Source organism: Bradyrhizobium sp. LVM 105, from assembly GCF_003957705.1.
GTDB classification, from domain to species: domain Bacteria; phylum Pseudomonadota; class Alphaproteobacteria; order Rhizobiales; family Xanthobacteraceae; genus Bradyrhizobium; species Bradyrhizobium frederickii.
In genome coordinates, this window is the sequence record NZ_QZMV01000010.1 from 1 (window position 1) to 20805 (window position 20805).

Consider the following 20805-nt stretch of genomic DNA (forward strand, 5'->3'; position numbering starts at 1 on the left):
CATCAATCGACTTGACCAACGGCCAACCTGTCAGTGATGTGTCCGAACAGGTGTCAGCCATGTCCCCGGACTAAACATAAGGCGGGCGATCCAGTATTCCAGAGGCGGGTGTGATTGAGAGGCCGCGGCGTACTGGATGCCCCGGTCAAGCCGGGGCATGACAGCGTCTGTTGTCGCGAAGCGCTTACAGCTGCCCGAGCAGCGTATCGCCGCCGGAGACCTCGACCTTGCCGGGCATCGCCTCGAGGTTCAGCTTCTTGACCACGCCGTCCTCGACCAGCATCGAATAGCGCTTGGAGCGGATGCCGAGGCCGTTGGCGGAGGCGTCGAGCTCCATGCCGATCGCCTTGGCGAAGTCGGCATTGCCGTCGGCGAGGAAGATGGCCTCGTCGCGCTGGTCGGTGTCGCGCTTCCAGGCGTTCATGACGAAGGCGTCGTTGACCGAGACGATTGCGATGGTGTCGACGCCCTTGTCCTTCATGGCATAGGCGTTGAGGAAGATGCTCGGCAGATGCATCTTGTGGCAGGTGCCGGTGTAGGCGCCGGGCACCGCGAACAGCGCCACCTTCTTGCCCTTGAAAATATCGTCGGTGGTCTTCACCTGCGGGCCTTCCGCCGTCATCACGCGGAATTTGGCCTCGGGCAGCTTGTCGCCAATCTGGATCGCCATGGTCAGTCTCCCTGAAAATCGGTCCCGCTTTTTAGACCGTGCGGCGGGGCTGCACAATATTGCCGGCGGTGAAAGCGGCGGAGGCGGCGGCTCTTCACCTCGATGTCATCAGCCGGAAAAGCCGCCACTGTCGAGGAAGGCCTGCTCTTCCTCGGTGGACGAACGCCCGAGGACGCGGTTGCGGTGAGGGAAGCGGCCGAAGCGGCGGATGATGTCGGCATGCTCCCGGGCGTATTTCAGGTTCTCGGCATTGTCAGCTTCGTTGGCATTGTCGGCGTTTTGAAACAGCGCGACGCAATGCAGCTGGTCGGCCAGGTGCTCCGAATGCATGAAGGGCAGATAGAGGAATTCGAGCAGGATCGGATCGACCCTGGTGTCGACACCTCGATCGATGGCGCGGCGAGCAACCTCGCGCGCCAGCGCGTCGCTGGCAAAGGCCTCGGGCGTGCCGCGAAACATGTTGCGGGGAAATTGGTCGAGGACGATGACGAGCGCCAATGCGCCTGCGTCACTGTCTTCCCATGATGCCAGTTCGCCGGCGACCGCCTTCTGCCACAGCGCAAGAAAGCGGCGCCTGATCTCCGCGTCGAAAGCGTCGTCGCGCTTGTACCAGCGCTCGCGGCCGGCATCGCGCCAAAAGGTGAGAATTCCTGATGGCGCGATATCGCCGACGTCCGTCATCGGCGGTGCAGCCTACGCCGCCTCTGCCTTCTTCTCGTCGCGCAGCTGCCGGCGCAGGATCTTGCCGACATTGGTCTTGGGCAGGTCGGTGCGGAATTCGATGTGCTTGGGCACCTTGTAGCCGGTGAGCTGCTCGTGACAGAACTTGATCACCGCCTCGGCGGTGAGGTTGGGATCCTTCTTCACCACGAAAGCCTTCACCGCTTCGCCCGATCTGGAATCGGGGATGCCGATCACGGCACATTCGAGCACGCCCGGATGGCTCGCGATCACCTCCTCGATCTCGTTCGGATAGACGTTGAAGCCGGAGACCAGGATCATGTCCTTCTTGCGGTCGACGATCTTGGTGTAGCCCTTCTCGTCCATGATGCCGATATCGCCGGTGCGGAAATAGCCGTCCGCGGTCATCACCTTGGCGGTCTCCTCCGGCCTGTTCCAGTAGCCCGACATCACCTGCGGACCCTTGGCGCAGATCTCGCCGGGCTGACCGAGCGGGATCTCGTTGCCGTCGTCATCGCGGATCGAGATCCAGGTCGACGGCACGGGGATGCCGATCGACCCCGTGAATTCGGTTGCCGTTGCCGGATTGCAGGTCAGCGTCGGCGAAGTCTCCGACAGGCCGTATCCCTCGGCGATGAAGCAGCCGGTGATCGCCTTCCATTGATCGGCCACGGGGCGCTGCACCGCCATGCCGCCGCCGTTGGAGATCTTCAGCTTGGAGAAGTCGAGCTTCTTGAAGTCGGGATGGTGCATCAGGCCGTTGTAGAGCGTGTTGACGGCCGGGAAGCTGTTGACCTGGTATTTCGCCAGCTCCTTGATGAAGCCGGGAATGTCGCGCGGGTTGGGGATCAGGAGATTGCATCCGCCGGCGCGGACCGCGAGCAGGTAGCAGGCCGTCAGCGCGAAGATGTGGTAGAGCGGCAGCGCGCAGACGATCATGAGCTGATCGACATGCGGCGGCGCGGCGAGCGCCGGCTGCAGCCAGGCGTCGTTCTGCAGGACGTTGGCGACGATATTGCGATGGAGCAGTGTGGCGCCCTTGGAGAGGCCGGTGGTGCCGCCGGTATATTGCAGGAAGGCGACGTCGCCCGGCGAGAGCTTGGGCTTGCTGAAGGTCATGCCGCGGCCGGCGGACAGCGCGTCGTTGAAGGAGACCGAGCCCGGCAGCGACCACGCCGGAACCATCTTCTTGACGCGGCGAACGACCAGATTGACGATCACGCCCTTGAAGCCGAGCAGGTCGCCCATGCTGGCGACGATGACATGCTTCACCGCCGTCCTGGCGATCACCTGCTCGACCGTGTGGGCGAAATTCTCCAGCACGATGATGGCTTCGGCGCCGGAATCCTTGAGCTGGTGCTCGAGTTCGCGCGGGGTGTAGAGCGGGTTGACGTTGACGACGGCGAAGCCGGCACGCAGCACCGCGGCGGTCGCAACCGGATATTGCAGCACGTTCGGCATCATGATGGCGACGCGGGCGCCACGCTGCAGCCCGCGGCCCTGCAAGTAGGCCGCGAGCGCGACCGACATCTGGTCGAGGTCGCGGTAGCTGATCGACTTGTCCATGCAGATGAACGCCTTGCGGTCGGCGAACTTGGTGAAGCTCTCCTCCAGCAGGTCAACCAGCGACGCGTATTGGGTCGGCTCGATATCGGCGGGCACGCCGGGCGGATATTGCTTGAGCCAGATGCGCTCCATGGAAAACTCCCCTCATTGACCAGAGCCCGTTGTGTCTCGGGCTTGCCTCATTACCGCCAGTATCGAGCCTGCCTGAACCGCTGGCAAGCCGTCGACGCTTAGGGCAAAGGTCGGAAGGTGGCTACCGGAATCGTCGCGAACGGCTGCCGCAGGTGCGAAGCCGGGCCGGATCGGCCCGGGGTGCGCCGTTAACTGTTGTTGGCCGGCTTGGCCGCGGGCTTGGTCGCGGCCTTGGGCTTGGCTGGCTTCTGATCGCCGCTGGCCGCAGGCTTCTCGGCGGGTTTAGCCGCCGCATCAGGCTTGGCGGCAGCATGCTTGGGCGCTGCCGGCTTCGCCGTACTCTTAGGATCGCTCTTGGGGTCGCTCTTTGCGTCGGTCTTGCCGTCGCTCTTGCCATTGTTCTTGACCCCAGCCGGCTTGGCATCCGGCTTCACCGCTGCGGTCTTGGTGTCCTTGCTGGCGTCCTTGGCCGCGTCTTTCGGCTTGTCGGCCGCATCCGGCTTCTTGGCCACGCGCGACTTCTTGCCACGCGGCTTGGAGGACGCCGCCTGCTGGTCGGCATCGGCCGCGACCGCCGCGATCAGGGCGGTGCCGGTGCGGGTCGGGCCGGTATAGACCAGCACGGGCTCGGTCGGCGCCGCCGCCGAGGCCATCAGCTCGGAGGCCTTCATCAGGGGCGGCTGCAGGCCGGCGGTGAAGAAGGTCACCTGGGCTTCGCCGCCGGTGGCCGAGGCCGATCCTGATGCGCCGCCATTGGCGGCAATCAGCGCATCGTCGTCGTCGCTGGCCGGCCGCTTGCGGTGCGGCCCGCACATCTCGTCGCGCAGGTTCGGCGGCGAGGCGTCGACCGGCACGAGGTTATCGACCGTGCCGAGCGAGGGACGCAGCCAGGTGAGATTGTCCTGGGCAAAACCGCGCTCCAGCAGCTGTGCCGCCTTCACCGCGCGCGCCGTGCCGGAGCCTGCGCCCAGCACCACAGCGATCAGCCGGCGGCCGTTGCGCGTGGCCGAGGCGACGAGATTGTAGCCGGAGGCGCAGATGAAGCCGGTCTTGAAACCGTCGGCGCCGGGATAGCGGCCGATCAGCTTGTTGAAATTACCGGTGATGCGCTTGCCGAAGCGGATCGCCGGGATGTGCACGAAATATTCGTATTCCGGCAGGTCGCGCAGGAACGCGCGCGCGAGGATGCCGAGGTCGCGCGCCGACGTGATCTGGCCGTCGGCGGGCAGGCCGTTCGGATTGACGTAGCTGGTCTGCGTCATGCCGAGCCTCTTCGCGGTATTGTTCATTATCGCGGAGAAGCCGTCGATCGAACCGCCGACGCCTTCGGCCAGCACCACGGCCATGTCGTTCGCCGACTTGACCATCATCATCTTCAGCGCGTTGTCGACGGTGAGCTGCGTTCCCGGGCGGAACCCCATCTTCGAAGGCGATTGCGAGGCCGCGACCGGCGAAACCGTGAGCAGCGTGTCGAGCGTCAGTCTGCCATCCTTGACCGCCTTCAGCGTCACATAGGCGGTCATGATCTTGGTGACGGAGGCCGGATACCAGGGAATGGTGGCGTTATCCGCCTGCAGCACCTTGCCGCTGTCGGCCTCGATCAGCAGCAGCGCTTCGGCGCTCGCCGCGCGCGGCGCCAGCAGCGCGGCGCATGCGACACTCGCAGCGACCAGGTTGAACAAGGATTTGCGAAGCAGCGGGCGTAGGGCGTGCACTATCCGATTCCGGTCCTTGGAGATCCGCCGGTTCCCGGGGTTCTCGTGATCTGATTGTCGGTTCTGAAAATCCAGCGCCGCCGCTTGCGGCGCCGCAAACCTATACCGGCTGATGCGTCGAGAATAGGGGGCTGGGTGCGGTATTCCGCAATGAAATAGGCCGAATTTCGACGGCGCCGTGGGGACTTGCTAGGGGGATTTGGCTGCCGTCGCGGCAGCCTCAGAGGCCGTCACGCTGGCCCGTGCGTTTTCCTGCACCATGAACTGAGCCCGGGCGAGCTCGGCAAAATGGCCGCCTTTGGCCACCAGTTCATCGAAAGTTCCGCTTTCGATCACCCGGCCGTTCTCGAACACGAGGATCCGCGTGGCGTTGCGGATGGTGGAAAGGCGATGGGCGATCACGAAGGTGGTGCGGCCCTTCATCACTTCGTCGAGAGCGGCATTCAACTTGGCCTCGGTGATGGCGTCGAGCGCGGAGGTGGCTTCGTCCAGGATCAGGATCGGCGGGTCCTTCAGCAGCGCGCGGGCGATCGACAGGCGCTGCCGTTCGCCGCCGGACAGCATGCGGCCGCGCTCACCGGCATTGGTCTCGAAGCCGCCGCTGCGCTCGATGAATTCGAGCGCCTGCGCGCGCGCCGCCGCCTGGCGCATCTCGGCCTCGGTCGCATCCGGCTTGCCGACGCGCAAATTCTCCGCGATCGACCGGTTGAACAGCAGCGCCTCCTGGAACACAACGCCGATGTTCCGCCGCAGCGAGGTCAGCGTCACGCCGCGCACGTCCATGCCGTCGATCTTGATGACGCCGGATTGCGGGTCGAAGGCGCGATGCAAGAGCGCGATCGCGGTCGATTTGCCGGCGCCGGTCGGGCCGACCAGCGCGATGGTCTGGCCGGGCAGCGCGGTGAAGGTGAGATCCTCGATCGCCGGCCGCTTGCCGTCATAGGAGAAGGTGACGTCGTTGAACTCGACGAGGCCCGACAGCCTGCCGGCATCGATCGCGTCGGGCCGGTCGTGCACCGCGGGCACGGCGTCGAGCACATTGAAGAACTCGCGCAGGCGCGGAGCTTCCATGAACACGTTGTTGATGAAGCTCACGACCTGCTCGAGCTTCTGGATCAACATCGTCGCGAAGCTCACGAACATCACGATCTCGCCGACCGATGTCAGCCCCTGGTCGTGCAGCGCGATGCCGAAGGTGAAGATCGCCAGCACCGTGATGGTGGTGGAGGCGCGGGTGATCACCGTCACCAGCGCCCACCAGGACAGCACCGGCATCTGCGCCGCGAGCAGCTCGTCGGCGACGGAGCGCAGGCCTTTGACCTCGGATTCGACGCGCACGAAGCTCTGCACCAGCGCGACGTTGCCGAGCGCATCCGACGCGCGCGCGGAAAGCTCGCTGTAGTGCTCCTCGACCTCCATCTGCATGCCGAACGTCCTGCGCACCACGAAGGTGGTCAGCGCCGTGAAGACGATGCAGAGCACGAACAGCAAGATCGCGAGGCGCCAGTTCAGGTAAAGCGACAGTGGCAGCAGCACCAGGACAGAGAGGATCGCGGCAAAATGCTCGCGGAAGAAGCCGAGCCACAGCCGCCACAGCGCGTCGGTGCCGTTGAGCATCACCTTCATCAGCCGGCCCGAATGGGTGCCGGAGTGGAACGTTAACGGCAGTTGCAGGATGTGCTCGAAATAGTCGGTCAGCACCGCCTGGCGCTGACGGTGCGAGAGCCGGTCGGCTTGCAAGGCCACGAGCGCGCTGCACAGGATGGTGAAGAGCCCGAACCCGACCCAGGCGGCCAGGAACGGCCAGGCCGAGTTCGAGCCGGCCACGGTCTTGCCGGAGAGCACGTCGACGATCCGGCCGAACAACACGGGTTCGGCGAATTGCGAGGCCGCCAGCAGAAGATTGGCGACCGCGAGCAGCCAGCCCAGCCGCGCCTCGTTGCCGAGCAACTCGAGAACGCGGGTATAGAGGCGCAGGATGGACATGTGGGTGACGAAACTCGAGCGGATGACGGAGCTCATATTCTAAGCAGGGATCGCGCGCGAGATATAGCCGAAGCTGCCGGTTTTTCTCAATTGATCAGCCGCCCCGCGACCGGCGGCAGGAATTGGTCGTCGAAAATGTCGCCGGGGGTCGGCCGCTTGCGGAATTTGAAGTCCTGCGCGATCTGCTCGATCGAGCGCTGCAGGCGCAGCGGCTCGATACCGCCGAGCCCGTTGCGTTTGACCTCGTCGGTCAGGATGTCGTCGGCAAGGACGGCGCGCAGGCGTTCCAGCTCCAGGTCGCGGTCGCCGCCGTCGATGCGGCTCGCGGCCTCGTCCGCCGCGCGCGCCGGCTCCTTGACGGTTGCGGCGATGCCGGCGATCAAGGCGCGGACGAAGCCTTTCACGGCGTCCGGCTTTGCCGCGGCGAAGGCGGCATTGGCCACCACGGCGAAGCCATAGGCCTCGCAGCCGTAATCGGCATAACGCAGCACGACGAGATCGGCACCGGGCACGCCGCGATCGCGCAGGTTCACCGCCGAGAGATGGCTGAAGCCCGCGACGGCATCGACCTGTCCCGCGGACAGGATCGGCTCGCGCACGGCCGCGCCGATCTTGTGGAATTTGACGCGCGATGCCTTGATGCCGTTCTGCTGCGCCAGCGCCGGCCACAGCCGCATCGACAGATCGCCCTCGGCAACCCCGACGGTCTTGCCGTCGAGATCGGGCAACAGATGGATGCCGCGGCTCCTGCGCGCCACGATCGCGTAAGGCGCGCGGTTGAACAGCACGAACACCGCCTTGACCGGCGCCGCATCCTCCTTGTCGCGAAACCGGATCAGCTCGTTGATGTCGACGAGCGCAAGCTCGCTGTCGCCTTTGGCGACGCGTGCGAGTGCCTCCGGCGATCCGGTCGCGCTGCCGAAGGACACGTTGAGACGCTCGGCGCCGAACCTGCCGTCCTTCGCGGCAAGGAAGAACGGCGCCATGCTCGCGTCGGGCGGGCGGTCGAAGGTGAAGTGAATGGCAACGGAGGGCGGCGCAGGCGACTCGGCCGCGCCGACACCGCGTGGACTCAGTGCCGCAAGCGAGATCGAGAGGGTCAGCAGGCAACGAAGCGCGATCGTCTTGAATTGAGACATCGGTTGCGCCGGTCCCGCATTGTTATGGTTTCGTGACGCTTGCAGCGCCGGCCGACGACACCGTGCGCGCGCCAACATGAACGGCGGATGAGCGGCGGTTGCGTCACGATTACGCAACCCCGTTCAGCTTGTGTTGGGGTTGGGGAACCCAACTTAGGTCATGCGGGTTTGAAAGGCATGAGCCTGTCCGCAGGCGTCCGTTCCAGGTCCCAAAGGAGGGCCCAAGACATGTTCGACCGATTCTCCAAGATTGCGGGCCGCAAGGCCGTTCTTGCTACCGCCGCCGTGGTGGCTCTGACTGCCGCTGCACCCAACGCCTCCTACGCGGGCGGCCGTCATTGGCACGGTGGTGGTGGCGGCGCCGCCGCTGCTGCGATGTTCGGCCTGGCCGCGACCGGCCTGGCGATCGCAGCCAGCCGCAATGCCTACGCCTATGATCCGGGTCCGGGTTACTATTACGACAGTGGCCCGGTCTATTACAGCAGCCCCGGCTATGGTCCCTATTATTACGACTCGAGCAGACGCTACACCTATGGCGGCTACAAGAATCCCTGCGCCCACGGCTATTCCGGCTACAGCTGCTATTAACCGGTCGGCCATGCGTCATCGGCGAACAGGCCGGCGCGCTTGCCGCGCCGGCCTGTTTTCTGCTTTTATTGTCGAGCGTTAACACGCCGGCCATTTGTTTAGAGTAGTTTTGAGTACCATGAGTGATTCGCTTGAGCGGCTATATCTGGCTGTGCTCGCGGCCAGGGATCTTGATCCGGCAACATCGCGGACCGCCCGGCTGTTTCAGCGTGGGCCCTCGCAAATGGCAAAGAAGCTCGCTGAAGAGGCCATCGAGGTCGTGATCGATGCCGTCAATGGCGACTCCGAGGCCGTGATCCGGGAAAGCGCCGACCTCTTGTACAATCTCACCGTGCTCTGGGCCTCAGCCGGCGTGCGCCCCGAGGACGTCTGGCGCGAGATGTCGCGGCGGGAAGATATGCTCGGCATCGCCGAGAAGCTGCCGAAATCCTCAATGAAACTGCCCAAGGTCGCGTCACCGCGCGTGGCGGCCAGGCGGCCAATTGTCGCGCTCGAGGGGCGTGCTGCGCGCAAGCGCCACTAGAAACGTCACAATTCGCCTCAATCTCGGCATGGACAAATCCGTCCCATGGTGCTTCATCGCGGCGCCATGCTGAAACGTATCTACGACTGGTGCATCGACGCCGCCCACAAGCCCTACGCGCTCTGGATCATGGGTGTCGTCTCCTTCGCCGAAAGCTCATTCTTTCCGGTCCCGCCGGATGTGATGCTGATTCCGATGTCACTGGCGCGCCCGCAGCGCGCCTGGCTCTATGCGGCGGTCTGCACCGCGACGTCGGTGCTTGGCGGCATCGTCGGCTACGCCATCGGAGCGCTGCTGTTCGACTCGGTCGGCCAGTGGCTGATCCAGGTCTACGGCCTCGGCGACAAGGTCGACGCCTTCCGCGCCTCCTATGCGGAATGGGGCGCGGTGATCATCCTGCTCAAGGGGCTGACGCCGATCCCCTACAAGCTCGTCACCATCACCTCGGGCTTTGCCGGCTACAACATCATCCTGTTCATCCTCTGCTCGATTATCGCCCGTGGCGGACGCTTCTTCGTCGTCGCGATCCTGCTCAACCGCTATGGCGACTGGATCCGGGTTCGGATCGAGAAGCATCTCGGATTGTGGGTCGCGCTCGGTGCCATCGTGCTGGTGCTCGGCTTCGTGGTGGCGGTCAAGTTGATCTAGGCGCTGGCGGCTTTGCCGCAGGGCCGGCTTCGGCTACGGTTGCCGCCATGATGGTTCGATCCGGCAATCCGGCGGTGCGGCTCGGGACGCTGATGTCAGCGGCGCTGCTGCTCCTCCTCAGTGGCGGCGGCATCGGATGGACGCAATCTGCACCGCCATCGCTCGGCCTCCAGCAGCAGGGGGGGCCGGCCGCGCCGTCGCCCTCGACGCCGGCCTCTTCCGCCGCGCCGGCACGCGAGGAAAATCCCGGGCTGATCAATGAAATGGGCAAGCTGTTCGACAAGCTGCCCTCGATCCTGCCGCCGATCAAAAGCCCCAGTGAAACCATGAACGACCTGTCACGGCTGGCCAAGCCCTCGACCATGGTGTCGGGGCGCGTGGCCTGCCCGCTCTCGTCGAACGGCGCGCCCGACTGCAAGCAGGCCGCCGACCAGCTCTGCCAGAGCAAGGGCTACAAGGAAGGCAAGAGCCTGAATGCCGATTCCGCGGAAAAATGCTCAGCCAAGGTTCTGATCCCCGGCCGGCAACGCAAACCGGACGACTGCCGCACCGATACTTTCGTGACCAGCGCGCTGTGCCAGAACTAAAGCGCGATGCGACTAGGATGAATCATCATCGCGCTTTAGGTTGTTGTTTAAGCATGATCTTTTCGGAAAACCGCTGCGCACTTTTCCGGACCATGCTTTAGAGGACGTCGCGCGAGCAGCAAGGAGCGCCCATGAGTCGTACGGAGCAGGACTTCCTCGGACCGCGTGAGATCGCCGACGACATCTATTACGGCGTCCAGACCATCCGGGGTAAGGAGAACTTCCACATCACCGGCATTTCGATGAACCAGGAGCCTTACTTCGTGAAGGCGCTCGGTTACGTCAAGAAGGCCGCCGCGATGGCCAATCGCGATCTCGGCGCGATCGACGCCAGGGTCGCGGACGCGATCATTCTCGGCTGCGACCGCGTCATCGCCGGCGAGATGATGGATCAGTTCGTCACCGACTTCATCCAGGGCGGTGCCGGCACCTCCACCAACATGAATGCCAACGAGGTGATCGCGAACCTCGCGCTGGAATCGCTCGGCTTCGGCAAGGGCGACTATCAGCACGTCAGTCCCAACGACCACGTCAATTACGGCCAGTCGACCAACGACACCTATCCGACTGCCTTTCGCCTCGCGCTGATCCTGCGGCTCGAGAGCTACATGACCGCGCTGCGCCAGCTCCAGGAAGCTTTCTTCAGCAAGGGGCGCGAGTTCGACCGTGTTCTGAAGATGGGCCGCACGCATCTGCAGGATGCCGTGCCGATGTCGCTCGGCGCGGAATTCCGGGGCTGGGGCACCACGATCGGTGAGGAGGTCGACCGCATCTCGGAAGCGCGTGCGCTGCTGCGCGAGATCAATCTCGGCGCCACCGCGATCGGCACCTCCGTCACGGCTGCGGTCGGCTATCCCAAGCTCGCGGTCCGGCATCTGAGCGCGCTCACCGGCGTCGACTTCATCCTCGCCGGCGATCTCGTCGAGGCGACCTCGGATACCGGCGCCTATGTGCAGCTCTCGGGCGTCCTGAAGCGCACCGCGAGCAAACTGACGAAGATCTGCAACGACATCCGCCTGCTCGCCTCGGGCCCGCGCGCCGGCTTCAACGAGATCAACCTGCCGCAGTTGCAGCCGGGCTCTTCGATCATGCCCGGCAAGGTCAATCCCGTGATCCCCGAAGTGGTCAACCAGACCAGCTTCCTCGTCATCGGGCTCGACACGACGGTGACGCTCGCGGCCTCGGCGGGCCAGCTCCAGCTCAACGTGATGGAGCCGGTGATCTCGTTCGCGCTGTTCTTCTCGATCCGCACCATGGAACGCGCGGTCAACAGCCTGCGCGAGAATTGCGTCGTCGGCATTACCGCCAACGAAGAGCACACCCGCAACATGGTGCTGAACTCGCTCGGCATCGTCACGGTGCTGAAGCCGCTGCTCGGCTACAAGCAATGCGCCGAGATCGCGCGCGAGGGCTACAAGAGCGGCAAGTCGCTACACCAGATCGTGGTGGTCGAGCGCAAGCTGCTGACGCAGGAGAAGTGGGACGAGATGTTCTCGTTCGAGCGGCTGATCAATCCGGATTTGCTCGGGTAGCTGTCAGTGACCACAGTTCTCTCCTCGTCATTGCGAGGAGCCCTTGCGACGAAGCAATCCAGGACTGCTTCCGCGGAGACAGTCTGGATTGCTTCGCTACGCTCGCAATGACGGAGGAGAGATGTGGGGTTAAGAATTCCGCTGCTTGGAATTGCGGCAGCGGCATCCGTGACGGCGTCAAAACGCAATACTTGACAGTGGAAAGATTGCCTTGTTGGTATGGCGCCCAACCTTCCATTGACCGGCCAACAGAGGATCGTCTCGCAATGTCCATGCCTGCCTTGTTCAAAGGGCGCCTGTCGATCCCCGTGATCGGCTCGCCGCTCTTCATCATCTCGGTGCCCGATCTGGTGATCGCGCAATGCAAGGCGGGGGTGGTCGGTTCGTTTCCGGCGCTGAACGCGCGGCCGCCGGAGCTGCTCGACGAATGGCTGGCACGGATCACCGAGGAGCTCGCGGCCTATGACCGCGCGCATCCGGAACGGCCGTCGGCGCCGTTTGCGGTCAACCAGATCGTGCACAAGTCGAACAACCGGCTCGACCACGACATGCAGCTCTGCGCCAAGTACAAGGTGCCGATGATCATCTCCTCGCTCGGCGCCCGCGAGGAGCTGAACCAGGCCGTGCACGGCTGGGGCGGCATCGTCTTCCACGACGTGATCAACCAGAAGTTCGCGCACAAGGCGATCGAGAAAGGCGCCGACGGCCTGATCCTGGTCGCGGCCGGGGCCGGCGGCCATGCCGGCACCATCTCGCCGCTCGCTTTCGTTGCCGAGACCCGCAAGTGGTTCGACGGCCCGATCGCGCTGTCGGGCGCGATCGGCAACGGCCAGGCGATCCGCGCCGCGCGCATCCTCGGTGCCGACTTCGCCTATATCGGCTCGGCCTTCATCGCCACCAAGGAGGCCAACGCGGTCGAGCGCTACAAGGAGATGATCGCCGGCTCGAGCGCCGACGACATCGTCTATTCCAACCTCTTCACCGGCGTGCACGGCAATTATTTGAAGCCCTCGATCCTCGCCGCCGGCATGGATCCGGAGAACCTTCCGACCTCCGATCCCTCCAAGATGAATTTCGGCACCGACGCCTCCGGCGAACGCGCCAAGCCGAAAGCCTGGAAGGAGATCTGGGGGAGCGGCCAGGGCATCGGCAGCATCGACAAGGTGCTGCCTGCAGCGGAGCTGATCGCGCGCTTCAAGAAGGAATACGACGAAGCGATCGATCCGCCGTTGTGACGATCTCGTGTCCCGGACGCGCTGCAGCGCGCAACGCTGCTGCGCAGAGCCGGGACCCACCGCAGCAACGTATGGACCCCGGATCAGCAGCGCACCGCTACGCGCGGCACAGCATCCGGGGAACGTCAACCGAGGCTGATTGAACGATGACCGCCATCTACCGCGTCGACGGCGACAGCGTCGTCACCAGCCCGGATGCCGCCGGCCCCTGGGATCGGCGCATGCAGCACGGCTCGGCGCCGGCTTCGCTGGTGACGTGGGCGGCCGAGCGCGTTCCGACGCCGGCTCCGATGGACATCGCGCGCGTCACCATCGACCTGATGCGCCCGGTGCCGGTGGCGCCGCTCACGATCGCGACCGAGGTCCTGCGCGAGGGCCGCAAGATCCAGCTCTGCAACATCAAGCTGCTTGCCGATGGCGTGCAGGTGGTCGGCGCGACCGTGCTCAAGATCCGGCGCCAGGCACTGGCGCTGCCCGACGATGTCGAGGAGCTGCCGGTCACGCTGCCCTCGCCGGAGGACTCGCTGGCCGAGGATGGTCACGCCGCCACCAGCCCGTTCGTGCGTTCGGTCTCGATGCGTGCCGCGCGCGGCCGCTTCGGTCAGGCCGGCGCCGGCGCGATCTGGTTTCGCGTCGATCATCCGCTGATCGAGGGGGAGCCGATCTCGCAGGCCATGCGCGCCGTGGTCGCCGCCGATTTCTCCAACGGCACCGCCTCGACGCTCGACTTCCGCGCCTGGACCTACATCAATGCCGACCTCACCGTGAGCTTCGCGCGTCAGCCGGTCGGCGAGTGGATTCTGCTCGACGGCGAGTCCTGGATCGGCGCCGACGGCACCGGGCTTGCAATGTCGCGCCTTGCCGACCGCCAGGGCTATTTCGGCCGCGCGGTGCAGAGCCTGGTGATCGAGAAACGTTGAGGCGTGACGGCAAGCGTCGCTGTTCGGGCCGCCCAATTGAACGGCAGGCTTCCGCCGCCGCGGAAGGGATGCAAGGTCGTGTTCGACCGGGGCATCCTGCCAGTTCACATTCCGTAGAAGATCTTGATCTCCCACAGCACCACAATGATAGCCGTGATCAACGTGATCGCGGCGACTGCACTTTCCAGGGAAGCGACTCTCATCTCTTACTCCGCTTCCCAGCCCCGTCAGCGGTCTAGGTGATTCCCCGATTCGGCGGCAATTGCGTGCGCCGCGCCGCCATCCACTCCGTTCCGCGTTGTGGTGTCCGGGACACAGTGGCCCCGTAGAATCCCGGGTATTTATCCCACCATCCGGTCCCGGCCGCTCCAGAAGCCTGCGCGCAGCACCTTCTTGTCGACCTTGCCGACTCCGGTCATCGGCAATTGCTTGACGAACTGGATCTGCTTGGGCGCATGCGCCGAGCCTTTTCGCGTCTTGACCAGGTTGATCAGCTCGTCCGGATCCGGCCTTGCGCCCTCGCGCGGCACGACGATGGCGGTGACGGCCTCGCCCCACTTTTCGTCGGGAATGCCGACGACCGCGACCATGGCGACATCGGCATGTTGCGACAGCACGTCCTCGACCTCGCGCGGGAAGATGTTGAAGCCGCCGGTCACGATCATGTCCTTCTTGCGGTCGAGAATGAACATGTAGCCGCGCTCGTCCTGGCGCGCGATGTCGCCGGTGTGGACCCAGCCGTTCTTCAGCGTCTCGGCGGTGATGTCGGGCCGTCTCCAGTACTCTGCCATCGCATGCGGGGCGCGCACGCAGATCTCGCCGGCCTCGCCCGTCTTCACCTCCCGGTCGTTGTCGTCGAGAATCCTGACCTCGCACGCCGCGATCGGAAAGCCGCAGGACAGGAACAGCTCCGGCGTCTTCGGATCGTGATCCGCCTTGCGCAGCACCGAGACCGGATAGCATTCGGTCTGGCCGTAGAGCTGCGAGAACACCGGTCCGATGCGCTCGATGCCCTCGACCAGCCGGCTTGGCGACATCGCCGACGCCCCGTAGAGCACCAGCTCCAGCGAGGACAGATCGGTTTTGTCCAGCACGGGATGATCGAGCAGCACGTAGATCATGGTCGGCACGAACAGCGTGAAATTGATGCGTTCGCGTGCGATCGTCGTCAGCACCGCCTCGGGATCGAAACCTTTGAGCATGTGCACGGTGCCGCCGCGCATCAGGGTCGGCAGCACTTTCGTGCCGGCCACATGGCTGATCGGGGCGACGGTGAGGTAGCGTGCCGCGTCGGGGATTTCGAAATCGGCGAGGATCGCGGCCGCGGCTCCGGCATTCTCGCGGTGATAGCGCAGCGCGCCCTTGGATTTGCCGGTGGTGCCGCCTGTGTAGTTCAGCGTGGAGAGATCATCGAGGCTGGCGAGGTTCCGCGCGCTGGCGTGTCCCGCGCTCTCGATGGCTGCCAACAGATCGGCACCGTAACCGGCCCAGCCCATGGTGAAGATGGCCTTCAGCCGCGGCGCTCTCGCCGCAAGCTCGCCACCGCGGTCGCGGAAGGCGGCCGCATCGACCACCAGCATCTCGGCTTCGGAATCATCGAGCTGGAACAGCTGGTCCTCCAGCGATCCCAGCGGATGCAGCCAGGTGATGCAGAGCCGCGACAATTGCGCGGCGACGCCGGCGCACCAGGTGTCGGCGCGGTTCGCGGTGAGGAAGGCGACGCGCGCGCCCGCCTGCAAGCCGAGACGCATGAAGACGCCCTGGATGCGTCCGATGAGGTCGATGGTGCCCTGATAGCTCAACGATCCGCCGGGCCAGGCGAAGGCGGTGCGGCCGGGATAGCGCGACAGCGCCCGTAGCGTCTGCGCACAAGTCGGGGACGATGCGTGGAGCGGATCGGACATATGTTTCCTCGTTGCTTGTCACCGGCTTCTGACGTGCCAATGTTGCCGATGACGCTAGCACACGGACTGCGGGAGGAAACCACAAAGCCCGCGAGGAGGCATGCGTGACAAGGAGATTTGCGTGACGTCAGATCGGCTGCAACGCTTCGGCGATCGTCTCGCTCTGCCGCTGATCGCAGCGCCGATGTTCCTGGTGTCGGGCGTCGAGCTCATGGTCGCCGCGTGCCGGAGCGGCGTGATCGGCAGCTTCCCCACCGCGAATTGCCGCAGCACGGACCAGCTCGATGAATGGCTCACCACCATCGAGACGCGGCTGTGCCAGCACGAAGCTCAGACCGGCCGCAAGGCAGCGCCGCTCTGCCCGAACCTGATCGTGCATCGCTCCAATGCGCGGCTGGAGCAGGATCTCGCGGTGCTGCTGCGGCACAGGCCGGAGATCGTCATCACGTCGGTCGGCTCGCCTGCGCCCGTGGTGAAGCCGCTGCACGATGCCGGCGCGCTGGTACTGGCGGACGTCGCTTCCATCCGCCATGCCGAACGTGCGGCGGAAGCAGGCGTCGACGGACTGGTGCTGCTCACCGCGGGCGCCGGCGGGCAGACCGGCTGGCTCAACCCATTCGCCTTCGTCCGCGCGGTGCGCGCGTTCTATGACGGCGTCATCGTGCTCGCGGGCGGCATCAGCGACGGCCGCGCGCTGTATGCGGCCGAAGTGCTCGGCTGCGATCTCGCCTATATGGGCACCAAGTTCATCGCGACGCGCGAGAGCATGGCGGACGACCGCCACAAGCGAATGCTGGTCGACAGCAGCGCCGACGACATCCTGCTCACGACCGCGTTCACAGGCCTGCAGACCAGCATGCTGAGGCCGTCGATCGTGGCCGCCGGGCTTGATCCTGACGATCTGCCGGCGCGCGGGGCGATCGACATCGCCAGGGATATCGACGTTGGCGCGCGCGAGAGCCGTCCGAAACGCTGGCGCGACATCTGGAGCGGGGGGCATTCCACCTCGGGCGTCACCGACGTGCTCGGGGTCGACGATCTCGTTGCGCGGACGGCGGCCGAATATCGTGAGGCGAGGGCGCGCTGCCTCCCGTAGAATTGCGGAAAGGGCAGGCGCCGCTCGTCCCGATCACGGTTAATCCCGCGCTCTTCCGCCCCGCTCACTTAACGGCAGATTAACCATCGCCCGCCAAGAATCCTCTCACGGCCGCCAATCAGGACCGAGAGGGACAGGCGATGGACTTCGATTATCTCAACACCAAGACGGCGGCTTCGCTGGACGAAATCCGCGTTCGCGTCGCTCATGCCCTGGCCCGCCACCCGCTGTGCCGCAACGTTCGCTTCGACATCGTCAGCGTCCCCCGCACCCGCCGGGGCGGCAACTGGACGGTGGCGCTGCAATCGGTCGAGCCGCGCGCGGTCTGGGAGGCCTCGGAGATCGTCGCGGACATCCAGGACGCCTACGATCTGGCCGCAGCTGCCTGATATCCTTTGCCTTTTACGCAAAATGTCGCTGCAGACATGCTGATTGTCGCGACGAAGGCGCACTCAAGCCATAATTCGTGCCCTTTTCCCGGGCATCTCTAACAAACTCGTGAAGCGTCCGTTCCCGGAGAGACGTTTGTCCAAAGCCATCACCATCGTTGTGCTGACCTGCTTCCTCGTCCTCGGCGCCGCGACCACCGCCATTCTTGGCCGCGACAGCGTCCCCAGCGTCAGTGAAGACATGATCGCGCAGACGCCTCCGCCCAAGCCGCTCGCAACCAACCGCGCCGCCAAGGCCGACCGTCTGGTCCCGACCCTCGCCTTGGCATCGGCCGCGATCGAGCCGGTCCTGGTGCCCGCCGACAGGCTTTCGCAGGCGCCCGTGCTGACCGAGCCGCTGCGCCAGGCCTTCGCTGCTGCCACACCGTCCGATTTCCCGATGCCCAAGGCGGCGCCCGGCGTGTCCGAAGCGCCCGCCGCGGCGGAGGTTCCCGCTGTCGAAGTCCCCGCCAAGCCGAAGGTGGTCGCCAAGCCGCAGTCGCAGAAGCATTATACCCTGCTGTCCGACGCACAGATTGCGGGGATCAGGGACCGCCTGAAACTGTCCTCGTCGCAGGAATATTACTGGCCCTCGGTCGAGAGCGCGCTACGCAACGTTGTCCGCAAGATCTCGGCGAACAAGCTCTCCAATCCGAACGCGCCGCCCAGTGCGCAGATCGACCCGAATTGCGATGAGGTCCAGCAGTTGAAGTCGGCGGCCATGCCGTTGCTGTTCCAGCTGCGTGACGATCAGAAAGAGGAAGTGCGCAAGCTCGCTCGCCTCATCGGGCTCGAGAAGGTCGCGCAGCAGATCTGAGGCTTAAGTTCCTTTGGGAACTGCTTCCGTATCAGGAACATCCGGCAATCAACGCGCGTTGCTCGCCCCAAAGAGGGAGTGGATCAATGCGCGCCTCGACAGCCTATTTCGTCGGTGCCGGAACCATTGTCGCAGCCATTGCCATTGGTTTGGGCGGCGGGATCGTGGCCGGCAACATCATGAATCCGGTCGCGTCCAAACAGGGCCCGGACACCAGCAAGATGGCGCAGCGTGCCGAATCCGCTAGCGCGCCGGCGGCGACAAACGCACCCTCGGAACGCGTCAATTACCTCACCGGCTCGCAAGCCTTTGGCGCGATGATCGCCGCACCGGCCCAAGCCGAACTGAAGCCCGAAGCCGTCAAGTCTGAGGCCGCAAAGCCTGGCACCCAGCCCGCTCAGGCGACTGCCGAACCGCCGGCACCGCCGCCTTCACAGGCGGCCGCGGTCGAGCCACCCAAGGACCAGTCCAAGGACCAGTTCAAGCCAACCGTCGCATCGTCGCCGAAGGCCGCAAAACCCGGCGAGCAGCAAGCATCGGTCGATCCGGCCTCTTCACTCGACAACGCCTATGCCAAGGCGAAGGATTCCGACGTGAGGCGCGCTGCGTCCGAGCGGCGTCGGATCGAGCGGCGCGAACGCTGGGCCGAGCGCCGCCATTATTACGAGGGCCGCGAGCCGCGCGGCATGCGCGACCGCACCGATTGGGACGACGTCGCGCGCAACATCCGCGAAGATTCCGATGCGCGCGACTATGCCGGCCGGCCGCGCGGCGGCTTCCCGCAGATCAGGCTGTTCGGGCCCGACGACGATTAGCGCTTAGCCCGCGATCACCGCTGCCGGCGAAGAAGGTGCGGCGTCATTGTCGAGCCGCTGTCACCTCATTCCCGCGCGCCGCAATCCTTCCAGGTAATGCGCCCGATCCTCGTCCCGCAGCATCGGCAGCTCGTGAATGATCCAGGCGAGTGAGACCCCCGGGGCTGAGCGCGGCGTAGACCGTCCAGGGCGGACGCCGCGGGCGCCGTGTCTCCTGACATCCCGGCGGCAGCCGTCAGCACGCGGTGCGCGCCGACGAAATCGCCGCGTTGCCGCAGCGATTCCGGCGAAACTGCGAATGTGCTTTGCGCAAGCTGCGCCGCCTCCGTAAGCTACCTCCCACACAAACGCCAACCACGAAGAAACGCCCATGCCCGCCTTCCGCGCTTCCACCACCGTGCTCGATTCGATGCTGTTCCGCGACGCCTTCGGCACGCCTGAGATGCGCGAGGTGTTCTCCGACGTCGCGCTGGTGGCGCGCTATGCCGAGGTCGAGGTGGCGCTGGCGAAGGCGGAAGCCAGCTGTGGCGTGATCCCGCAGCAGGCGGCCGAGGCGATCGCGACGCGGACCGACGTCGCCGCGCTCGATTTCGATCTGCTCAGGCAGGAGACCGACATCGTCGGCTATCCGATCCTCCCCTTGGTGCACCAGATGGTGAAGCAGTGCGGCGAGGCCGGCCGCTACGTGCATTGGGGCGCGACCACCCAGGACATCATGGACACCGCCGTGGTGCTGCAGCTCCGCGCTGCGCTCGAGATCGTGGCGCGCGACATCGACGAGCTCCGCGGCATCCTGGCGAACCTCTCGAGACGCCATCGCGACACGCCGATGGCCGGCCGTACCCACCTCCAGCAGGCACTTCCGGTGACCTTCGGCTACAAGACCGCGATCTGGCTCGCCATGTTCGATCGCCACGCCGAGCGGCTGGCGCAGCTGAAGCCGCGCGTGCTGGTCGGTCAGTTCGCCGGCGCCGCCGGCACGCTGGCCTCGCTCGGCGACAAGGGATTCGAAGTGCAGGAGGCACTCTGCGCCGAGCTGAAGCTCGGCGTTCCCGTCTCGACCTGGCACGTCGCGCGCGATGGATTTGCCGAGGCGGTGAACTTCCTTGCGCTCGTCACCGGCTCGCTCGGCAAGATCGCGCTCGACATCATGATCATGGCCTCGACCGAGTTTGGCGAAGTCTACGAGCCGTTCGTCAAGGGGCGCGGCGCCTCCTCGACCATGCCGCAGAAGCGCAATCCGATCTCGTCGGAACTGATGCTGGCGGCGTCCAAGGCGGTGCGCCAGCACGCCGGCCTGATGCTTGACGCCATGGTGCAGGATTTCGAGCGCGCCACGGGTCCCTGGCACGCCGAATGGATGGCCATCCCCGAAAGCTTCGTGCTGACCGCCGGCGCGCTGCATCAGGCGAAGTTTGCACTTGCGGGCCTCATCGTGGACGAGGCGAAGATGAACGACAATCTCGCGATCAGCCGCGGCCTGATCGTGGCCGAAGCGGTCATGATGGGGCTCGCGCCGCAGCTCGGCCGGCAAGAGGCCCATGACGTGGTTTATGACGCTTGCCGGCTCGCCAACGACAAAGGCTTGAGCCTGGCGGATGCGCTGTCCTCCGACTCCCGCGTCTCGAGCCGCATCGACCGTGTCACAATCGAGGCGCTCACCTCACCGAAAAATTACCTCGGACTCGCGCCCGCCATGGTTGACCGGGTGCTGAAATCGGCAACGCGTTGAAAACCAATATGCGTGAAACTGCGTATCTTCTCCGTGTCGCAAGGTGCTCGCGCACTTGCGCCTTGCGGTGCTAGGCTTAGATTGAACCAGA

General features: G+C 65.1%; 19 protein-coding genes and 1 pseudogene. 12 read left to right on the plus strand and 8 right to left on the minus strand.

The window, feature by feature from the left end:
- Nucleotides 1-184 precede the first annotated feature (184 nt).
- From D6B98_RS25050 to D6B98_RS25075, 6 genes are all read right to left on the minus strand, one after another.
- Nucleotides 185-670, minus strand: a complete 486-nt coding sequence (locus D6B98_RS25050) for a peroxiredoxin (protein WP_126259570.1) — start codon at nt 668-670, stop codon at nt 185-187.
- Nucleotides 671-778: 108 nt separating this feature from the next.
- Nucleotides 779-1351 (minus strand): DUF924 family protein, encoded by a 573-nt coding sequence (locus D6B98_RS25055; protein ID WP_126259571.1) that lies wholly within the window; start codon nt 1349-1351, stop codon nt 779-781.
- Nucleotides 1352-1363: 12 nt separating this feature from the next.
- Nucleotides 1364-3049 carry a long-chain fatty acid--CoA ligase gene (locus D6B98_RS25060; RefSeq protein ID WP_126259572.1) on the minus strand — a complete coding sequence of 562 codons (1686 nt, stop codon included), beginning with the start codon at nt 3047-3049 and terminating at the stop codon, nt 1364-1366.
- A 188-nt stretch (nt 3050-3237) separates the two neighbouring features.
- Nucleotides 3238-4764, minus strand: a complete 1527-nt coding sequence (locus D6B98_RS25065) for a D-alanyl-D-alanine carboxypeptidase family protein (protein ID WP_126259573.1) — start codon at nt 4762-4764, stop codon at nt 3238-3240.
- A 189-nt stretch (nt 4765-4953) separates the two neighbouring features.
- Nucleotides 4954-6750, minus strand: coding sequence for a glucan ABC transporter ATP-binding protein/ permease (locus D6B98_RS25070; protein ID WP_126259791.1), 1797 nt, complete (start codon nt 6748-6750; stop codon nt 4954-4956).
- An 86-nt stretch (nt 6751-6836) separates the two neighbouring features.
- Nucleotides 6837-7889 (minus strand): ABC transporter substrate-binding protein, encoded by a 1053-nt coding sequence (locus D6B98_RS25075; RefSeq protein ID WP_126259574.1) that lies wholly within the window; start codon nt 7887-7889, stop codon nt 6837-6839.
- Nucleotides 7890-8117: 228 nt separating this feature from the next.
- Between D6B98_RS25075 and D6B98_RS25080 the strand changes: the two genes are divergently transcribed.
- The 7 genes from D6B98_RS25080 (at nt 8118) to D6B98_RS25110 (ending at nt 13922) form a co-directional block, all read left to right on the plus strand.
- Nucleotides 8118-8477, plus strand: a complete 360-nt coding sequence (locus D6B98_RS25080; RefSeq protein ID WP_126259575.1) for a hypothetical protein — start codon at nt 8118-8120, stop codon at nt 8475-8477.
- 118 nt (nt 8478-8595) lie between these two features.
- The gene (gene hisE / locus D6B98_RS25085) at nt 8596-9000 is read left to right on the plus strand and encodes a phosphoribosyl-ATP diphosphatase (RefSeq protein ID WP_126259576.1); all 405 of its coding nucleotides are present in this window, start codon (nt 8596-8598) and stop codon (nt 8998-9000) included.
- Nucleotides 9001-9045: 45 nt separating this feature from the next.
- Nucleotides 9046-9648 (plus strand): YqaA family protein, encoded by a 603-nt coding sequence (locus D6B98_RS25090; RefSeq protein ID WP_205680526.1) that lies wholly within the window; start codon nt 9046-9048, stop codon nt 9646-9648.
- A gap of 47 nt (nt 9649-9695) precedes the next feature.
- A complete protein-coding gene (locus D6B98_RS25095) occupies nt 9696-10235 on the plus strand; it encodes a hypothetical protein (RefSeq protein ID WP_126259577.1) in 540 nt (179 codons plus the stop codon).
- Nucleotides 10236-10366: 131 nt separating this feature from the next.
- Nucleotides 10367-11767, plus strand: a complete 1401-nt coding sequence (locus D6B98_RS25100) for an aspartate ammonia-lyase (protein ID WP_126259578.1) — start codon at nt 10367-10369, stop codon at nt 11765-11767.
- 266 nt (nt 11768-12033) lie between these two features.
- Nucleotides 12034-13002 (plus strand): NAD(P)H-dependent flavin oxidoreductase, encoded by a 969-nt coding sequence (locus tag D6B98_RS25105; protein WP_126259579.1) that lies wholly within the window; start codon nt 12034-12036, stop codon nt 13000-13002.
- Between the two features lie 146 nt (nt 13003-13148).
- Nucleotides 13149-13922 (plus strand): thioesterase family protein, encoded by a 774-nt coding sequence (locus D6B98_RS25110; RefSeq protein ID WP_126259580.1) that lies wholly within the window; start codon nt 13149-13151, stop codon nt 13920-13922.
- 341 nt (nt 13923-14263) lie between these two features.
- On the opposite strand, the gene D6B98_RS25115 is transcribed toward D6B98_RS25110, so the two are convergent.
- Nucleotides 14264-15826, minus strand: coding sequence for an AMP-binding protein (locus tag D6B98_RS25115; RefSeq protein ID WP_126259581.1), 1563 nt, complete (start codon nt 15824-15826; stop codon nt 14264-14266).
- 121 nt (nt 15827-15947) lie between these two features.
- Between D6B98_RS25115 and D6B98_RS25120 the strand changes: the two genes are divergently transcribed.
- From D6B98_RS25120 to D6B98_RS25135, 4 genes are all read left to right on the plus strand, one after another.
- Nucleotides 15948-16922: an NAD(P)H-dependent flavin oxidoreductase gene (locus tag D6B98_RS25120; protein ID WP_126259582.1), complete on the plus strand. Its 975-nt coding sequence runs from the start codon at nt 15948-15950 to the stop codon at nt 16920-16922.
- Nucleotides 16923-17062: 140 nt separating this feature from the next.
- Entirely contained in the window at nt 17063-17311 is a 249-nt protein-coding gene (locus D6B98_RS25125; protein ID WP_126259583.1) for a hypothetical protein, read from the plus strand.
- Between the two features lie 136 nt (nt 17312-17447).
- Complete coding sequence (locus D6B98_RS25130; protein ID WP_164718850.1) at nt 17448-18167, plus strand: hypothetical protein; 720 nt, start codon at nt 17448-17450, stop codon at nt 18165-18167.
- Between the two features lie 86 nt (nt 18168-18253).
- A complete protein-coding gene (locus D6B98_RS25135; protein WP_126259584.1) occupies nt 18254-18982 on the plus strand; it encodes a hypothetical protein in 729 nt (242 codons plus the stop codon).
- Nucleotides 18983-19042: 60 nt separating this feature from the next.
- Here the strand turns inward: D6B98_RS25135 and D6B98_RS40960 are convergent.
- Nucleotides 19043-19266 (minus strand): annotated as a pseudogene (locus D6B98_RS40960) (hypothetical protein); the annotation flags it as partial.
- Nucleotides 19267-19352: 86 nt separating this feature from the next.
- Between D6B98_RS40960 and pcaB the strand changes: the two are divergent.
- Nucleotides 19353-20714 (plus strand): 3-carboxy-cis,cis-muconate cycloisomerase, encoded by a 1362-nt coding sequence (gene pcaB, locus D6B98_RS25145; protein WP_126259585.1) that lies wholly within the window; start codon nt 19353-19355, stop codon nt 20712-20714.
- The last annotated feature ends 91 nt before the right edge of the window (nt 20715-20805 follow it).

Coding starts and splice junctions, on each gene's coding strand:
- D6B98_RS25115 (WP_126259581.1), bottom strand. CDS start 15,826: ATGTCCGATCCGCTCCACGCATCGTCCCCGACTTGTGCGCAGACGCTA.
- pcaB (WP_126259585.1), top strand. CDS start 19,353: ATGCCCGCCTTCCGCGCTTCCACCACCGTGCTCGATTCGATGCTGTTC.
- D6B98_RS25095 (WP_126259577.1), top strand. CDS start 9,696: ATGATGGTTCGATCCGGCAATCCGGCGGTGCGGCTCGGGACGCTGATG.
- D6B98_RS25090 (WP_205680526.1), top strand. CDS start 9,046: ATGGTGCTTCATCGCGGCGCCATGCTGAAACGTATCTACGACTGGTGC.
- D6B98_RS25105 (WP_126259579.1), top strand. CDS start 12,034: ATGTCCATGCCTGCCTTGTTCAAAGGGCGCCTGTCGATCCCCGTGATC.
- D6B98_RS25110 (WP_126259580.1), top strand. CDS start 13,149: ATGACCGCCATCTACCGCGTCGACGGCGACAGCGTCGTCACCAGCCCG.
- D6B98_RS25070 (WP_126259791.1), bottom strand. CDS start 6,750: ATGTCCATCCTGCGCCTCTATACCCGCGTTCTCGAGTTGCTCGGCAAC.
- D6B98_RS25100 (WP_126259578.1), top strand. CDS start 10,367: ATGAGTCGTACGGAGCAGGACTTCCTCGGACCGCGTGAGATCGCCGAC.
- D6B98_RS25080 (WP_126259575.1), top strand. CDS start 8,118: ATGTTCGACCGATTCTCCAAGATTGCGGGCCGCAAGGCCGTTCTTGCT.
- D6B98_RS25050 (WP_126259570.1), bottom strand. CDS start 670: ATGGCGATCCAGATTGGCGACAAGCTGCCCGAGGCCAAATTCCGCGTG.
- D6B98_RS25135 (WP_126259584.1), top strand. CDS start 18,254: ATGCGCGCCTCGACAGCCTATTTCGTCGGTGCCGGAACCATTGTCGCA.
- D6B98_RS25060 (WP_126259572.1), bottom strand. CDS start 3,049: ATGGAGCGCATCTGGCTCAAGCAATATCCGCCCGGCGTGCCCGCCGAT.
- D6B98_RS25125 (WP_126259583.1), top strand. CDS start 17,063: ATGGACTTCGATTATCTCAACACCAAGACGGCGGCTTCGCTGGACGAA.
- D6B98_RS25075 (WP_126259574.1), bottom strand. CDS start 7,889: ATGTCTCAATTCAAGACGATCGCGCTTCGTTGCCTGCTGACCCTCTCG.
- hisE (WP_126259576.1), top strand. CDS start 8,596: ATGAGTGATTCGCTTGAGCGGCTATATCTGGCTGTGCTCGCGGCCAGG.
- D6B98_RS25055 (WP_126259571.1), bottom strand. CDS start 1,351: ATGACGGACGTCGGCGATATCGCGCCATCAGGAATTCTCACCTTTTGG.